Origin of the sequence: Methylobacterium sp. J-072 (assembly GCF_022829425.1) — a bacterium.
Classification (GTDB): Bacteria; Pseudomonadota; Alphaproteobacteria; order Rhizobiales; family Beijerinckiaceae; genus Methylobacterium.
Map to the genome: position 1 here is coordinate 51,167 of NZ_JAKSYK010000054.1, position 14,567 is coordinate 65,733.

The 14,567-nt window shown below is 68.6% G+C and carries 13 protein-coding genes; 7 read left to right on the forward strand and 6 right to left on the reverse strand.

What is annotated here, in order from left to right:
* Nucleotides 1-12: 12 nt before the first annotated feature.
* Entirely contained in the window at nucleotides 13-1,206 is a 1,194-nt protein-coding gene (locus MKK67_RS05275) for a fumarylacetoacetate hydrolase family protein (RefSeq protein ID WP_243962625.1), read from the reverse strand.
* Nucleotides 1,207-1,573: 367 nt separating this feature from the next.
* On the opposite strand from MKK67_RS05275, the gene MKK67_RS05280 reads away from it, so the two are divergent.
* The 7 genes from MKK67_RS05280 to MKK67_RS05310 all read left to right on the forward strand — a co-directional run bounded on the left by MKK67_RS05280 (nucleotide 1,574) and on the right by MKK67_RS05310 (nucleotide 9,190).
* On the forward strand, nucleotides 1,574-2,635 hold the full coding sequence (locus MKK67_RS05280) for an ABC transporter ATP-binding protein (protein ID WP_243962626.1): 1,062 nt from the start codon (nucleotides 1,574-1,576) through the stop codon (nucleotides 2,633-2,635).
* Between the two features lie 33 nt (nucleotides 2,636-2,668).
* Nucleotides 2,669-3,979, forward strand: a complete 1,311-nt coding sequence (locus tag MKK67_RS05285) for an ABC transporter substrate-binding protein (protein WP_243962627.1) — start codon at nucleotides 2,669-2,671, stop codon at nucleotides 3,977-3,979.
* A gap of 39 nt (nucleotides 3,980-4,018) precedes the next feature.
* Nucleotides 4,019-4,975, forward strand: a complete 957-nt coding sequence (locus MKK67_RS05290; protein WP_243962628.1) for a carbohydrate ABC transporter permease — start codon at nucleotides 4,019-4,021, stop codon at nucleotides 4,973-4,975.
* Nucleotides 4,972-5,910 (forward strand): carbohydrate ABC transporter permease, encoded by a 939-nt coding sequence (locus MKK67_RS05295; protein WP_409568367.1) that lies wholly within the window; start codon nucleotides 4,972-4,974, stop codon nucleotides 5,908-5,910. The genes MKK67_RS05290 and MKK67_RS05295 overlap by 4 nt, the downstream gene beginning before the upstream one ends.
* Before the next feature lie 120 nt (nucleotides 5,911-6,030).
* Entirely contained in the window at nucleotides 6,031-7,650 is a 1,620-nt protein-coding gene (locus MKK67_RS05300; RefSeq protein ID WP_243962629.1) for a dihydroxyacetone kinase subunit DhaK, read from the forward strand.
* Between the two features lie 50 nt (nucleotides 7,651-7,700).
* Nucleotides 7,701-8,249: an NADPH-dependent FMN reductase gene (locus MKK67_RS05305; RefSeq protein WP_243962630.1), complete on the forward strand. Its 549-nt coding sequence runs from the start codon at nucleotides 7,701-7,703 to the stop codon at nucleotides 8,247-8,249.
* A complete protein-coding gene (locus tag MKK67_RS05310; protein WP_243962631.1) occupies nucleotides 8,234-9,190 on the forward strand; it encodes a D-2-hydroxyacid dehydrogenase family protein in 957 nt (318 codons plus the stop codon). Before MKK67_RS05305 ends, MKK67_RS05310 begins: the two co-directional genes overlap by 16 nt.
* Before the next feature lie 2 nt (nucleotides 9,191-9,192).
* Here MKK67_RS05310 and MKK67_RS05315 read toward each other — a convergent pair whose 3' ends face one another.
* From MKK67_RS05315 to MKK67_RS05335, 5 genes are all read right to left on the reverse strand, one after another.
* A complete protein-coding gene (locus MKK67_RS05315) occupies nucleotides 9,193-10,296 on the reverse strand; it encodes an ABC transporter permease (protein WP_313899001.1) in 1,104 nt (367 codons plus the stop codon).
* Complete coding sequence (locus MKK67_RS05320) at nucleotides 10,293-11,216, reverse strand: ABC transporter permease (RefSeq protein WP_243962632.1); 924 nt, start codon at nucleotides 11,214-11,216, stop codon at nucleotides 10,293-10,295. Before MKK67_RS05320 ends, MKK67_RS05315 begins: the two co-directional genes overlap by 4 nt.
* Nucleotides 11,213-12,802 carry a peptide ABC transporter substrate-binding protein gene (locus MKK67_RS05325; RefSeq protein WP_243962633.1) on the reverse strand — a complete coding sequence of 530 codons (1,590 nt, stop codon included), beginning with the start codon at nucleotides 12,800-12,802 and terminating at the stop codon, nucleotides 11,213-11,215. The genes MKK67_RS05320 and MKK67_RS05325 overlap by 4 nt, the downstream gene beginning before the upstream one ends.
* Nucleotides 12,803-12,804: 2 nt before the next feature.
* Entirely contained in the window at nucleotides 12,805-13,242 is a 438-nt protein-coding gene (locus MKK67_RS05330; RefSeq protein ID WP_243962634.1) for a GlcG/HbpS family heme-binding protein, read from the reverse strand.
* A gap of 303 nt (nucleotides 13,243-13,545) precedes the next feature.
* Nucleotides 13,546-14,019 carry a hypothetical protein gene (locus MKK67_RS05335; RefSeq protein ID WP_243962635.1) on the reverse strand — a complete coding sequence of 158 codons (474 nt, stop codon included), beginning with the start codon at nucleotides 14,017-14,019 and terminating at the stop codon, nucleotides 13,546-13,548.
* Between the last annotated feature and the right edge of the window lie 548 nt (nucleotides 14,020-14,567).

Sequence of the window (14,567 nt, forward strand, 5' to 3'; positions counted from 1 at the left end):
CGCGAGCCTCTGTCACAGAATCCCGCGCGCCGCGAGGTTGCGCATCAGCGCGCGGGCGCCGAACGTCCAGGGCTCGCAGGCATCGCAGGGGCGCATGCGGTTGACGAGCCGGCCGAGTTCCGGGCTCGCCACCACCACGCGGTCGTTCTCCGCGTGGGTGAAGCCGAGGCCCGGCCCGTGCCGGTCCTGGATCGGCGCGAACATCGTTCCGAGCAGCAGGATCGCCCCGTCCGGGTAATCGTGCGTGCGCCCCATCAGGGCGGCGACGAGCTCTTCCGGATCGCGGCTGATCTCGGCCAGCGGCGAGGTGCCCTCCATCCGGAACCCGTCGGTGCCGATGACTTCGAGGGTCACGGTGGTGCGCCGGATGTCGTCGAGGCCAAACGTTTCGTCGAACAGGCGAAGGAACGGCCCCAGAGCGCAGGAGGCGTTGTTGTCCTTCGCCTTACCGAGCAGCAGCGCGGAGCGCCCTTCGAAGTCGCGCAGGTTCACGTCGTTGGCGAGCGTCGCCCCGACGATCTTTTGTTGGGATGAGACGGCCAGCGCGACTTCCGGCTCGGGGTTGTTCCAATGCGATTCCGGATGCAGCCCGGCATCGGCGCCGCAGCCGACCGCGGAGAGCGGCTGCGCCTTGGTGAAGATCTCGGCGTCCGGCCCGATCCCGACTTCGAGATACTGGCTCCAGGCGCCCTGGGCGACCAGCACGTCCTTCAACGCCATCGCCTCGGGCGATCCGGGTTTCAGCTGGCGCAGGTCGCGGCCGACCAGGCGCTCGACCTCGGCGCGGATCGCCGAGGCGGCGGCGAGGTCGCCCCGGGCCCGCTCCTCGATGACCCGCTCCAGCATGGAGGTCGCGAAGGTGACGCCGGCGGCCTTCAGCGCCTGGAGATCCACCGGGGCGAGGAGCCACGGACGCCCGGGATCGCGGCTGTCCGGCGGGGTGTTGGCCACGATCGCGTCGAGGCTGCCGAGATCCGTTCCCTCGGCGGCCCGCAGCGCGGCGGCGGGATCCGGCGCCTCGCACAGGTCGCTGACGGTGGCGAACCGGGCGGTGATGTCCACGACCCGCAGGTCGCCGTCCGAACCCGCGCGGATCGCCACGACACTCGGGCCGTTCACATCCGGGCGCCACACCCGGCCGACCAGGGCACCGCGACCGGCATCGTCGGGCAGGATCTCGCGGGCGCTCAGACCGGATAATGCCATGCTGTCCTCATCCCTCGGGATTTTTTGGTCTTTCGCCTCGCTGGTCCGCGCGCGATCCGTCCTGGACATCGCGCCGCCAGCGGGGCCGACACGACCCGCCTTAACATCCGGCTCCGATTCGAGCGCCGGCAGAGTGTTTCATGCCGGCAGCCTCGTCACCGATCCAAAGCGGTGGTCCGGACGGATCGATCTTCGGGACGGCTCGACGCGTAATCCCATCGGTTGCACAAAAAATCCATAGGGAAGACCCTGACAGAAGCGGGCTATGATTTAAAATTCAGATGCGGTCGGCTTGCTTTCCGGAAGGCGCTCCCGTGTACTGCTTCCAGAGGAGTCGCCGTTAGAGTGACCCTGATCGGGAGGACGCATGGCCTCGGTGGGAATCCGCGAGGTTCGCAAGGCTTTCGGGTCGACGAACGTCCTGCACGGTGTGTCCGTGGACATCCGGGATGGGGAGTTCGTGATCCTGGTCGGGCCTTCGGGCTGCGGAAAGTCGACCTTGCTGCGGATGATTGCCGGTTTGGAGAATATCTCCGGCGGCGAGATCCGTATCGGCGAGCGTGTCGTCAATGATGTTCCGCCCAAGGAGCGGGACATCGCGATGGTGTTCCAGAACTACGCTCTCTATCCGCATCTCACGGTGCGGGAGAACATGGCGTTCTCCATGCGGATCCGGAAGGCGGGTGCTGCCGAGATCGACACGCGGGTCAGCAAGGCCGCGCAGATCCTCGGGTTGACCCATCTCCTCGACCGCTATCCGCGCCAGCTCTCCGGCGGGCAGCGCCAGCGCGTCGCCATGGGGCGGGCGATCGTGCGCGATCCGCAGGTGTTTTTGTTCGACGAGCCGCTGTCCAACCTCGACGCCAAGCTGCGCGTGGCGATGCGGACCGAGATCAAGGAACTCCACCAGCGCCTGAAGACCACGACCATCTACGTCACCCACGATCAGATCGAGGCCATGACCATGGCCGACCGGATCGTGGTGATGCATGACGGCGTGGTCGAGCAGATCGGCCCGCCGCTGGAACTCTACGACCGGCCCGACAACCTGTTCGTGGCGGGCTTCATCGGATCGCCGGCGATGAATTTCGTGCACGGCACGGTCCGGCGAAACGGCCACTTGGTCTTCGCCGCCGATACGGGCCTGATCATTCCCCTGACCCAGGCACCGGCGGGCGTCGAGGGCCGCAAGCTCGTCCTCGGGATGCGGCCGGAGCATTTCGATTTGGCGTCGGACGGGATCGCCGCCGAGGTCGTGGTCGTCGAGCCGACCGGCTCCGAGACCATGCTGGCGGTGCGGGCCCAGGGCCAGGATTTCACCTGCGTGCTGCGCGAGCGCGTGAGCGAGGGGCCGGGCGAGACCGTCCACCTGCGGCCGAACCGCGTGCACTTCTTCGATGCCGAGACGGGCCGGCGCCTGCCGACCTGACCGCCCCCGATCCCTCCAGGGAGTGACGCCACGATGTCCAAACTCGACCGCCGTTCCCTCCTGGCGGGTGCCGCCGCGACCGGCCTCGCCGCCGGCGCCGATCTCCTCGGCTTCGCCCGGGCCTGGGCGCAGACCGCCGAGTGGAAGCCCGAGCCCGGCGCCAGCCTGTCGGTGCTACGCTGGAAGCGCTTCATCCCCAGCGAGGACGAGGCGTTCCTGCGGATGGTCGACGCCTTCACCAAGGCGACCGGCGTCAAGGTCTCGGTCACCAACGAATCCTTCGACGACATCCAGCCGAAGGCCTCCGTCGCCGCCAATACCGGGCAAGGGCCCGACATGGTCTGGGGCCTGTTCTCGTTCCCGGCCCTGTTCCCGGACAAGTGCCTGCCGCTCGAGGACGTCGCCGAGTCCCTGGCCAAGAAATACGGCCCGTGGTTCCCGTCGGCGGAGGCCTACGGCAAGGTTAAGGGCAAGTGGATCGCGATCCCGGTGGGCTTCAACGGCGGATACCCGAACTACCGCATCTCGGCCATGCAGAAGGCCGGGTTCAGCAAGTTCCCCGAGGATACCGCCGGCTTCCTGGAACTGTGCCGGGCGCTCAAGAAGAACAACACCCCAGCCGGCTTCGCTCTCGGGCACGCCACCGGCGACGCCAATACCTGGTGTCACTGGGCGCTGTGGTCCCATGGCGGCAACTTGGTCGACGCCAACGAGAAGATCGTGATCAACTCGCCGGAGACCGCCAAGGCGCTCGAATACGTCAAGTCGATGTACGAGACCTTCGTGCCGGGCACCGTGTCCTGGAACGATTCCTCCAACAACAAGGCGTTCCTGGCGGGCGACCTGTACCTCACCCACAACGGCATCTCGATCTACGCCGCCGCCAAGAAGGATAACCCGAAGCTCGCCGAGGACATGGACCACGCGGTCTGGCCGATCGGCCCCGCCGGCAAGCCCACCGAGTTCCAGCTCGCCTTCCCGATCCTGGCGTTCAAGTACTCGAAGGCGCCCAACGCCTGTAAGGCGTTCATCGCGTTCATGATGGAGGCGTCGAACTACAATCCCTGGATCGAGGGGGCGCAGGGCTACCTGTGTGAGCCGCTGTCGAACTACCCCAAGAACCCGATCTGGACGAGCGACCCGAAGAACGCGGTGTTCGCCGAGGCGGGACGGCGGTCGCTCGCGGCCGGCGGCCAGGCGCCGGTGAGCGAGCGCATCGCCGCGGTGCTCGCCGACTTCGTGGTGGTCGACATGTTCGCGAGCCACTGCACCGGCCGGGAGGACGTGAAGACCGCGATCCGCAATGCCGAGCGCGCCGCCCAGCGCATCTTCCGCAACACCTGACGCGGCGACGCATCCCGGCCCTGTTCCCGAGGCGAACCCATGGCGCACACGGCCCTGACACAGCCTGCCCCGCTCGCGGTCCCGACCCGCTCGGCCTGGCACCGCCTGCGTGCCAGCCGCGGCTGGGCGGGCTTCTGGTTCATGCTGCCGACCGCGCTGATCCTCGGCCTGTTCCTGGCCTATCCGCTGCTGAAGGGCATCTGGCTGTCCTTCACCAACACCCGGATCGGCCGCGAGGGCACGTTCATCGGCCTGGAGAACTACGCCTGGCTCTGGGACGACGACGTATTCTGGCTCTCGGTGTTCAACACCTGCCTGTACACGGCCGTGGCGTCTGTGGTGAAGTTCGCGGTCGGCCTCTACCTGGCCCTGTTGCTCAACAAGAACATGCCGTTCAAGTCGATCGTCCGGTCGATCGTGCTGATCCCGTTCGTGGTGCCCACGGTCCTGTCGGCGATCGCGTTCTGGTGGATCTTCGACAGCCAGTTCTCGATCATCTCGTGGTCGCTGCGCCATCTGGGCATCATCGACGGCAACATCGATTTCCTCGGCGAGCCCAGCATGGCGCGGGCCTGCGTGATCTTCGCCAATATCTGGCGCGGCGTGCCGTTCATTGCGATCACGCTGCTGGCTGGCCTCCAGACGGTCTCGCCCTCGCTCTACGAGGCCGCGACCCTCGACGGTGCCTCGAACTGGCAGATCTTTTCCCGCATCACCCTGCCGCTGCTGACGCCGATCATCGCCGTGGTGATGACCTTCTCGGTGCTGTTCACCTTCACCGACTTCCAGCTGATCTGGGCGATGACCCGGGGCGGCCCGGTCAACGCCACGCACCTGATGGCGACCCTGTCGTACCAGCGCGGCATCCTATCCGGGACGCTCGGCGAGGGCGCAGCGATCGCCACCGCGATGGTGCCGTTCCTGCTCGCCGCGATCGGCATCTCGTGGTTCGGCCTCCAGCGCCGGGCCTGGCAATCCGGGGGAACCGACCGATGAGCGCGCCCGCTCCCCCCGCCCATGCCGACCCGCGCCTCGCACCGATCATGGCAGCCCGCCCCGCCGGGCTCACCGACGACAGCGAGGGGATGGCCTATCTGGAGCGTCTGCCTCGGCGGCTCGTGACCACCTACCTGCCGCTCCTGATCATCCTCGCGGTGCTGCTGTTCCCGTTCTACTGGATGGCGTTGACGGCGATCAAACCGGACGAGCAGCTGATCGACATGGAGCACTTCAACCCGTTCTTGGTTGTGGAGCCCACGTTCAAGCACATCAACAAGCTCCTGTTCGAGACGCAGTATCCGCGCTGGCTCTGGAACACGATGTACGTGTCGGTGGCCGCCACGATGCTGTCGCTGTTTGCCAGCGTGCTCGCCGCCTATGCCTGCGTGCGTGTCCGCTTCAACGGCGCGGGGTGGGTCGGCGCCGCGATCTTCCTCGCCTACCTGGTGCCGCCCTCGATCCTGTTCATCCCGCTCGCCACGATCATCCAGGCCTACGGGCTGTTCGATTCGCCGATCGCCCTGATCTTGGCCTATCCGACCATCCTGATCCCGTTCTCGACCTGGCTCCTGATGGGTTACTTCAAGACCATCCCCTACGAGCTGGAGGAATGCGCGCTGATGGACGGCGCCAGCCGCTGGCAGATCCTGACCAAGATCATCCTGCCGCTCGCCTTCCCGGGCCTGATCTCGGCCGGTATCTTCTCGCTGACGCTCTGCTGGAACGAGTTCATCTATGCGCTGACCTTCCTGTCCTCGACGCAGAACAAGACCGTGCCGATCGCGGTGGTCAGCGAGTTCGTGGATGGCGACGTCTACAAGTGGGGCTCGCTCATGGCCGGCGCCCTGCTCGGCTCCCTGCCGCTGGTGATCCTCTACTCGTTCTTCGTCGAATACTACGTCTCCGCGCTCACCGGCGCCGTGAAGGAATAGGCCGGGACGCCGGAGAAACCTGCCGCCGGCCGTTGCGCCGGCGGCCGCGATTGCTCAGACAAGCCGCTGTGACGGCGCGCAGGGAGACACCTGCGGAGCGCGATCGCAGAAGGTCACGCCATGGCCCATTTCATCGAGACCCGCGCCACCCTGGTCACCGACGCCATCGCGGGTCTGCTGGCCGCCAGCGGCGGCCGCCTCGCCCGGCTCGACGGCGATCCTGGGATCCGGGTCGTGCTGCGGGCCGAGATCGATACCGGCAAGGTCGCGGTGATCTCGGGCGGCGGCTCCGGCCACGAGCCGGCCCATGCCGGCTTCGTCGGGCCGGGCATGCTGAGCGCGGCGGTGTGCGGCGATGTCTTCGCCTCGCCGAGCGTCGATGCGGTGCTGGCCGGGATCCTGGCCGTGACCGGGCCGGCGGGATGCCTGCTGATCATCAAGAACTACGCAGGCGACCGCCTGAATTTCGGCCTCGCCGCCGAGCGCGCCCGGGCGCTCGGCAAGACGGTCGAGACCGTGATCGTCGCCGACGACATCGCGCTGCCGGAGGCGAAGCAGCCCCGGGGCGTGGCCGGCACCCTGTTCGTGCATAAGATCGCGGGTCATGCCGCGGAGGCCGGCGCGCCGCTGGAAGAGGTCGCGGCCCTCGCACGCCGGGTCGCGGCGTCGGCCCAGTCGCTCGGGATCGCAGTCTCCACCGCCACGATCCCCGGCTCGCCCCGCAGCGAACGCCTGGCCGAGGGGCAGGCCGAGCTCGGCCTCGGCATCCATGGCGAGCCGGGCGTCGAGCGGATCACGCTGCCGCAGGCGGGCGATCTGGCGCGGCTGATGACCGAACGGCTCTCGGGTGCGGGCCCGCTGGCGCTGCTGGTCAACAATCTCGGTTCGGCGACCGCCCTGGAGATGCAGGTCCTGACTCAGGCCGTCCTGACCACGGAGCTCGGCCGGCGGGTGCGCCTCCTTCTCGGCCCGGCACCGCTGATGACGGCGCTGGACATGCACGGCGCCTCGCTCTCGATCCTGCCCCTGGACGACGAACTCGAAGCGGCACTCCTGGCACCGGTGCCCATGCCGGCCTGGCCCGGCGCGGTGCGGATCGCGCCTTCTGTCCTGCGACCGATCCCGGAGGGACTCGCTGGCGAGGCCTTCTCGCCGTCGCGGGATCCGATCGTGGCCGCCCGGATCGCCGCCGTGACGCGGGCGCTCATCGCCGCCGAGGGGGCGCTGAACGCCCTGGACGCGAAAGTCGGCGACGGCGATACCGGCACGACCTTCGCGGGCGCGGCCCGGGCGGTCGCGGCCGATCTCGACCGGCTGCCGCAGGCCGATCCGCCCGCCCTGTGCCGCGCGCTCGCCGAGCGGATCGGCCGCGCGGTCGGCGGCTCCAGCGGCGTGCTGGCCTCGATCTTCTTCGCCGCCACCGCATCCTCGCTCATTGAAGGCGCGTCCTGGCCGGACGCCCTGGCCCAGGGCGTGGCCCGGGTGCGGAACTACGGCGGTGCTGGCCCGGGCGACCGCACGCTGCTGGACGCTCTGATCCCGGCGCTCGAAGCGCTACGAACCGGCGGCCTGGATGCCGCTACGTCTGCCGCCCGCTCAGGAGCCGCCGCCACGGCCGGGATGGACCGCGCCGCTACCGGCCGATCCAGCTACCTCGCGGCGGCGGATCTCGCCGGTGTCGAGGACCCCGGGGCGGCCGGGGTCGCGGCGGCGTTCGAGGCGCTGGCGGCGGCCGGTTGACGATCGATGGTGGGGATCAAGTCGCGTCTGCGTCGGCATGTCAGCCGGATATGAGGCTTCTCGCACTTTCCGGGAGCACGCGCCGCGCATCGACGAACACCGCGCTTTTGAAAGCGTTGCAGGCGATCGCGCCGACGCACATTCACATCGATGTCTATGATCGCGTTGGAAGCCTCCCGGTCTTTTCGCCGGATCTTGAGGGCCCGCTGACTCCTGTCGCGGTGCAGGATTTCATGCAGAGCGTTCATGACTGCGACGGCGTGATCCTATCGAGCCCCGAATATGTCCGGTCCATTCCCGGCGGCCTGAAAAACGCGCTCGATTGGCTCGTCTCGACGCACCACGTGATCGATAAGCCGATCGCGCTCGTCCACGCCTCCCATAGGGGCGATGACATGCTGCAGGTCTTGCGCACGGTGCTCGCGACGATCAGTACGAATTTCAATCCTGAGATCTTCTTCCGCCTGTCCCTGCTCGACGAGACGCCGGACGGCATCGCACAGATCGTCGGTGCGCCACCCACGCGCTCGGCGGCCGTGACATTTCTTGAAACGTTCGCCACCTTCTGCCGAGAGCCTGCGCCGTGCAAACCTGCCTGATCCTCGACGATTACCAGGACGCGGCGCTCGGCCTCGCCGACTGGGCGCGCCTGGCCGATCGCGTCGCCGTCTCGACCATCACCGATCACATCGCGGATCGGGAGGCCCTCGTTTCCAGGATCGAGCGGGCCGAGATCCTGGTGATCATGCGCGAGCGCACGCCCTTCCCGTCGGATCTGCTGGAGCGGTTGCCCCGGCTGAAGCTGCTGGTCACCAGTGGCATGCGCAACCTGGCGATCGACGTGGCGGCGGCGCGGGCGCGGGGCATCACGGTCTGCGGCACGGAGTCGAGCCCGACGCCGCCGACCGAATTGACCTGGGCCCTGATCCTCGGTCTCACCCGCCATCTCCCGCTCGAGAACCGGAACCTGCGCGACGGCGGCCCGTGGCAGAGCACGGTCGGGACCGATCTCGCCGGGGCGACCCTGGGCGTGCTCGGGCTCGGCAAGATCGGAACGCTGGTCGCCGCGATCGGCCGGGCCTTCGGCATGCGGGTGATCGCCTGGAGCCCGAATCTCGACGACGCCCGGGCGGCTGCCGCCGGCGTCGAGCGCGCCGAGTCCAAGGAAGCGTTGCTGGACGCGAGCGATGTGGTGACCATCCACCTCGTCCTCGGCGACCGGACGCGCGGGCTTCTCGGCGAAGCGGAACTGCGCCGGATGCGGTCGAGCGCCATCCTGGTGAACACTGCGCGGGCGCCGATCGTCGATCAGGCCGCCCTGGTCCGGGCCCTGGAGGAGAACTGGATCGCGGGGGCGGGGCTCGACGTGTTCGAGACCGAGCCGCTGCCGGCCGACAGTCCGTTCCGCCGCCTGCCGAATGTTCTGGCGCTGCCGCATGTCGGCTACGTCACGCGCAACAATTACCGGACGTTCTTCACCCAGGCGGTGGAGGATATCGAGGCGTGGCTCGCCGGCGCGCCGATCCGGCAACTGAGCTGAGGCTAGTCGGCTCGCGGGTCGACGGCATCGGCGAGACCGTCGCCGAGCAGGGTCAGGGCCACCAGGGTCGTGATCAGGAAGGCGGCCGGGCCGGCCAGCATGTGCGGCGCCGACTCGATCGCCCGGGCGCCCTCCGCGATCAGCACGCCCCAGCTGGTCTGCGGCTCCTGAACGCCGAGCCCGAGGAACGACAAAAAACTTTCCAGCAGGATTACTTGCGGCACCAGCAGGGTCGCGGCCACAGCCACCGGCCCGAAGGTGTTCGGCACGACGTGACGCAGGATGATCCGGGGCGTGCCAAGCCCGAGGGCGCGGGCGGCGCGGACGAAATCGCGCTCGCGCAGGGACAGGGTCTGCGCCCGGACGATGCGGGCCATGTCGAGCCATTCCACCGCGCCGATCACCACCAGCATCAGCGTCAGGCTCGCCCGGAAGAACACCAGCAGCAGGATGACGAAGAACACGAAGGGCAGGGCGTAGAGCACGTCGACGAGCCGCATCATCACGGCATCGACAGCGCCCCCGATGAACCCCGCCGTGGCGCCGTAGCCGACGCCGATGAGCAGGGCGACCAGGGTGGCGGTGAGCCCGATCAGCAGCGAGACCCGTCCGGCGACGAGGCAGCGGGTGAGCAGGTCGCGCCCGTGCACATCGGTGCCGAGCGGGAAGGACAGGCGCCGAAGCGGCACAGCCACGACCAGGCGCTTCCCGCCCTCCGTATCGGCGATCACGTGTGGCTCGCCGAACAGGTCGGAGCGGGGCAGGTAGACCAGGCTGCGCCGATCCACCCCAGCCTCGGAGCTGAGGGTGAGGCGCAGCGCATCGCCGTCGCGGGTCACGTCGTCGAGGCGTGCGCGCATGCGGAAGGCGAGGCGTTCCAGCGCCGGGCGCAGGTGGTCGGGATCGGGCTGCGCCGTCAGGCCGGCCGGGAGCTGGCGCAGGTCCGGATAGGCCCGGGTCGGATCGTGCCCGGTCAGCGCCGGCCCGAACAGGCAGGCCAGCGCGATCAGGATCAGCACGGCCAGGGCGGCCATCGCCACCCGCTCGCGGCCGAGACGCGACAGGGTGCGGGCGGCCGGGCCGGCCGTGGCGCGGGCGGCGCTCACGCAGCGCTCCGCAGGCGCGGGTCGAGCCAGGCGCAGGCGAGATCGGCGATCAGGTTGAGGGCGATCACCAGGGCTGCCACCAGCAGGACGGTGCCCATCACCAGCGTGTAGTCGCGGTTGAGCGCCCCTTCGACGAAGTAGCGGCCGATCCCGGGCAGGCCGAAGATCGTCTCGACCACCACCGATCCGGTGAGCAGGGCCGCCGCCAGGGGCGCCAGATAGGCCACCACCGGCAGCAGCGCGCCGCGCAGGGCGTGCCGGGTGATGCGGGCGGGCGGCAGCCCGAGGCTGCGCATCGTCCGCACCGGCTGTGTGCGCAGGACTTCGCCGAGCGAAGCCCGCGTCAGCCGGGCCAGGGCGCCAATCTGCGGCAGCGCCAGGGTGACCACCGGCAGGATCAGGTGGCTCGGCGCGCCGCCCTCCCAACCGCTCAGCGGCAGCCAGCGCAGGCTCAGCCCGAAGACGATCTGCAGGAGCGGCGCCACGACGAAGCTCGGCAGCGACAGGGTCAGCGCCGCCCCGAGGCCGAGGAGCCGGTCGAGAGCGCCGCCGCGCCGGAGCGCCGCCACGGTCCCGAGCCCGATCCCGAGGCAGGCGGCCAGCGCCAGTGCCAGGGCGCCGAGCGTCGCCGAGACCGGCAGACCGCGGGCGATCAGGTCGAGGACGCTCATGTCGCGGAACGAGAAGGAGGGCCCGAGATCGCCTCGCGCCAGGGCCGCCAGGTAGCGGCCGAACTGCACGATCAGCGGTTGGTCCAGGCCGTAGACCCGGCGCAGGTTCTCCATGGCGGTCGGCGCCAGGGGGCGCTCCAGGTCGAACGGGCCGCCGGGCGCGAGCCGCATCAGGAAGAAGCTGACGGCCACCACCGCGAACAAAGTCGGCACCGACTGGACGAGACGGCGAAGGATGAAGCGGATCACGCGTCGAGCCTCAGGAAGCGGGTCGGCGCGGCGTTGCGGACATTCGGGATGTAGCCGTGCAGCTGCGGCGCGATCAGCGCCTTCGAGCGATAATGCATCAGCGGGATCCAGGGCAGCGCGCGCAGCGCGATGGCCTCGGCCTCGTAGAGCAGGTCGGCGCGGCGGCCGAGGTCGCGCTCTGATGCCGCTTTAGCCAGCAGCGCATCATAGGCCACATCCGACCAGCGGCCAGCGTTCAGGCCATCGTTGCCGGTCTGGAGCAAAAACAAAAAGTTCTGCGGGTCGGAATAATCGGCGATCCAGGCATAGCGGGCGACATCGAAGGCGCCGCCGTCGCGCAGATAGGCGAAATGGGTCTTGGCGTCGGTGTAGACGAACCGGGTCTCGATCCCGAGATCGCGCCACATCTCGGCCACCGCCACGGCGGTGTTGCGGTTGTTGTCGCTGACGTTGAACCGGTACTCGACGGTGAGCGGCCGGCCCGGGCCGAAGCCCGCCTCGGCCAGCAGGCGGCGCGCCTCGGCCTCGTGATCGATCGGCAGGCCCTGCCGCCCCGCCGTCTCGGGGGGCGTGCGGTAATTGTCGATGCCCGGCGGGCACAGGGAATAGGCCGGGCTCATGGTGCCGCCGTAGAGCCCGTCGGCGAGGTATTCGCGATCGATCAGCAGGGACAGGGCCTGGCGGACCCGCCGGTCCGAGAACGGCGCCTTGCGGGTGTTGATCGCCAGGACTTCGAGGCCGAGCGAGGGCCCGAGCACCACCTGCGTGCCGAAGCGCCTACGCAGGTCGACGATCTGGTCGACCGGCAGCTCGGACAGGGAGTTGAGTTCCCCGGCCGCGTAGCGGCGGACGGCGGCCGACATGTCCGACATCGGCAGGAAGGCGACGCGGCGGATCGCGATCGCCGCGGCCTCGGGATGGTGCGGATTGACCTCCAGGGTAATCGCGCCGCCCGGCACCCGGTCGATCAGCCGATAGGGGCCGTTGGTCACGAAGTTGCCCGGTCGGGTGAAGGAGTCGCCGTAGCGCTCCACCGAGGCCCGGTGCACCGGCAGGGCGGTCTGGTGGGTCAGCAGTTCGAGGAAGTAGGGCGTCGGCTGTTCGAGGGTGATCGTGAGCTTGAGCGGCCCCTCCGCGGTCACCCCGAGGGCATCGCCGGCGATCTCGCCGCGATTGACCGCCGCCGCTCCGCGGATCGGCGAAAGGATCTCGGCGTATTTCGCCCCCGTGGCCGGGGCGAGCATCCGGCGGAACGCGTAGACGAAATCGTCCGCGGTCACCGGCTCGCCATTCGACCATTTTCCATCGGGGCGCAGGTCGAAGCGGAAGGTCAGGCCGTCCTCGGAGAAGGTCCAGGCGTGGGCCGCGCCCGGGATGATGGCGCCGTGGTTGTCGTAGGTCAGGAGGCCGTCGAACAGGTCGCGCAGGATATGCGCTTCCGCCACCGAGGAGGAGCGGTGCGGGTCGAGCGTCTCCGGGTCGGCATCGTTGCCGCGCCGGTAAAGCGCAGGCTCGCCGGCCCGGGCGGGCCGCGCGACCGCGAGGGCGGCGGCGCCCGCCAGCCACGCGCGCCGGCGGATCGCCATGCTCAGGCGCCGGTCTCGGCCGCCAAGCCGGCGGCTTCGATGCCCGCCACCGCACAGATCTCGTCGTTGTCGGAAGTGTCACCGGAAATGCCGACCGCACCGAGCAGCCGGCCCTCTTGGGAGCGGATCAGCACGCCGCCCGCCACCGGCACGAGTGCGGCCGGGCCGGCGACATGGCTCACCGCCGCCACGAAATAGGGCTGCGCCTCGGCGCGGGTATGGATCGCCCGGGAGCCGAGACCGAGCGCCAGGGCGCCGTTGGCCTTGCCGCTGGCGATCTCGGCCCGGCGGAGCGACGTGCCATCCTCGGCGGCGACGGATTTGAGCGCACCCCGGGCATCGTAGACCACGACGGCCATCGGCTTCAGCCCGCGGGTCCGGGCTTCGCGCAGGGCGGTGTCCACGATGCTGCGGGCGGCCTCGAGCGTCAGATCGATCATCGGATTCCACGGGCTGTCGCCGCTCCGGGCGGCGGGTTCACACTGAGAGCTTGTTTGACCGGGCTTTCCCATCCTCGCCCTCATCCTGAGGCGACGGAGCGAAGCGGAGGCCTCGAAGGAGCCCTCCAGCCGGCCGCGCGATCCCTGGAGGGCTCCTTCGAGGCTGCTCCGCAGCACCTCAGGATGAGGGGAGAGATTGGGATCTCCATCGGCAGAACCATCATTCGACTGCGAGCGTGCGGTCAAACAGGCTCTTAGAGGATCGGGACGGGACCGGTCCACCATATGGGGCTGCCGATGGCCTCAACCGTCGCGCAGGAGCCGGCCGAGCAGCGTGCCGGCCCGATCGATCGTCTCGGATGTCAGCGATGAATACCCCACCACGATCCCGGTCTCGCGCTTTTCCGTGCCCTGCAGGGCGGCGGTTTGCAGGATCAGTCCGTTGCGGCGGCAGGTGTCCTCGACACGCGTGGCGTCCAGCCCATCGGGCAGCCGCAGGAAGAAATGGAACCCGCCATGCGCGCCGAGCACGCGGAGCGGACCGCCATAGCCCTGTCGGATCGCCTCCAGGCTCCGGGCGTACTTGTCCTTGTAGACCCGCTCCATGCGGCGGATGTGCTGAGCGAAATGGCCCTCGGCGATGAACCGGGACAGGATGCCCTGGTCCAGGGTGCTGTTGCTCCGCCCGGTATCGGCCCGCAGGGTGCGCATGCGCGCGCGGATCGCCCGCGGCACGACCATGTAGCCGAACCAATATCGGCTGGTTCGGCGCGCCATCGCGACCCTCAGAGGGCGGCTTGAAGTGGCTTGGTCCCGAGCCGCGATTGTGGATCTTCAATCCGCATGTCCGGGTGCTCTACGGTTCTTTCGATCCGGCCGCCAACCTCGCGGACCGGAACTTCGCATGATCAGGACTCGATCTCGATGGACGTTTTTTGGTTCTGGATGCATATAAGCTAAGTCTCTAAACAATGTTATGGTTATTATCTGAAAGTATATTAGTAATTTACTTTATTAATAGATTATATAGCGTAATGATTTCGATAAAATCACGTTGACATGTCGCGATTATCCCAATCTCTTCCCTCATCCTGAGGTGCCGGGCGATCAAAGATCGCTTGGCCTCGAAGGAGCCCTCCAGGTATCGCGGAGGCATCTGGAGGGCTCCTTCGAGGCCTCCGCTTCGCTTCGGCACCTTGTATTAGCGAATCATGTCAGATTGCCCCTGTCCCGCGAGGGATGCCGGCTCTGGGGTGGCCACCCCAGAGCCGGCGGCGACTGTCGGATCGTTGGCACCTGAGCCTGTGGCCTGCGCCGCGGGCTGG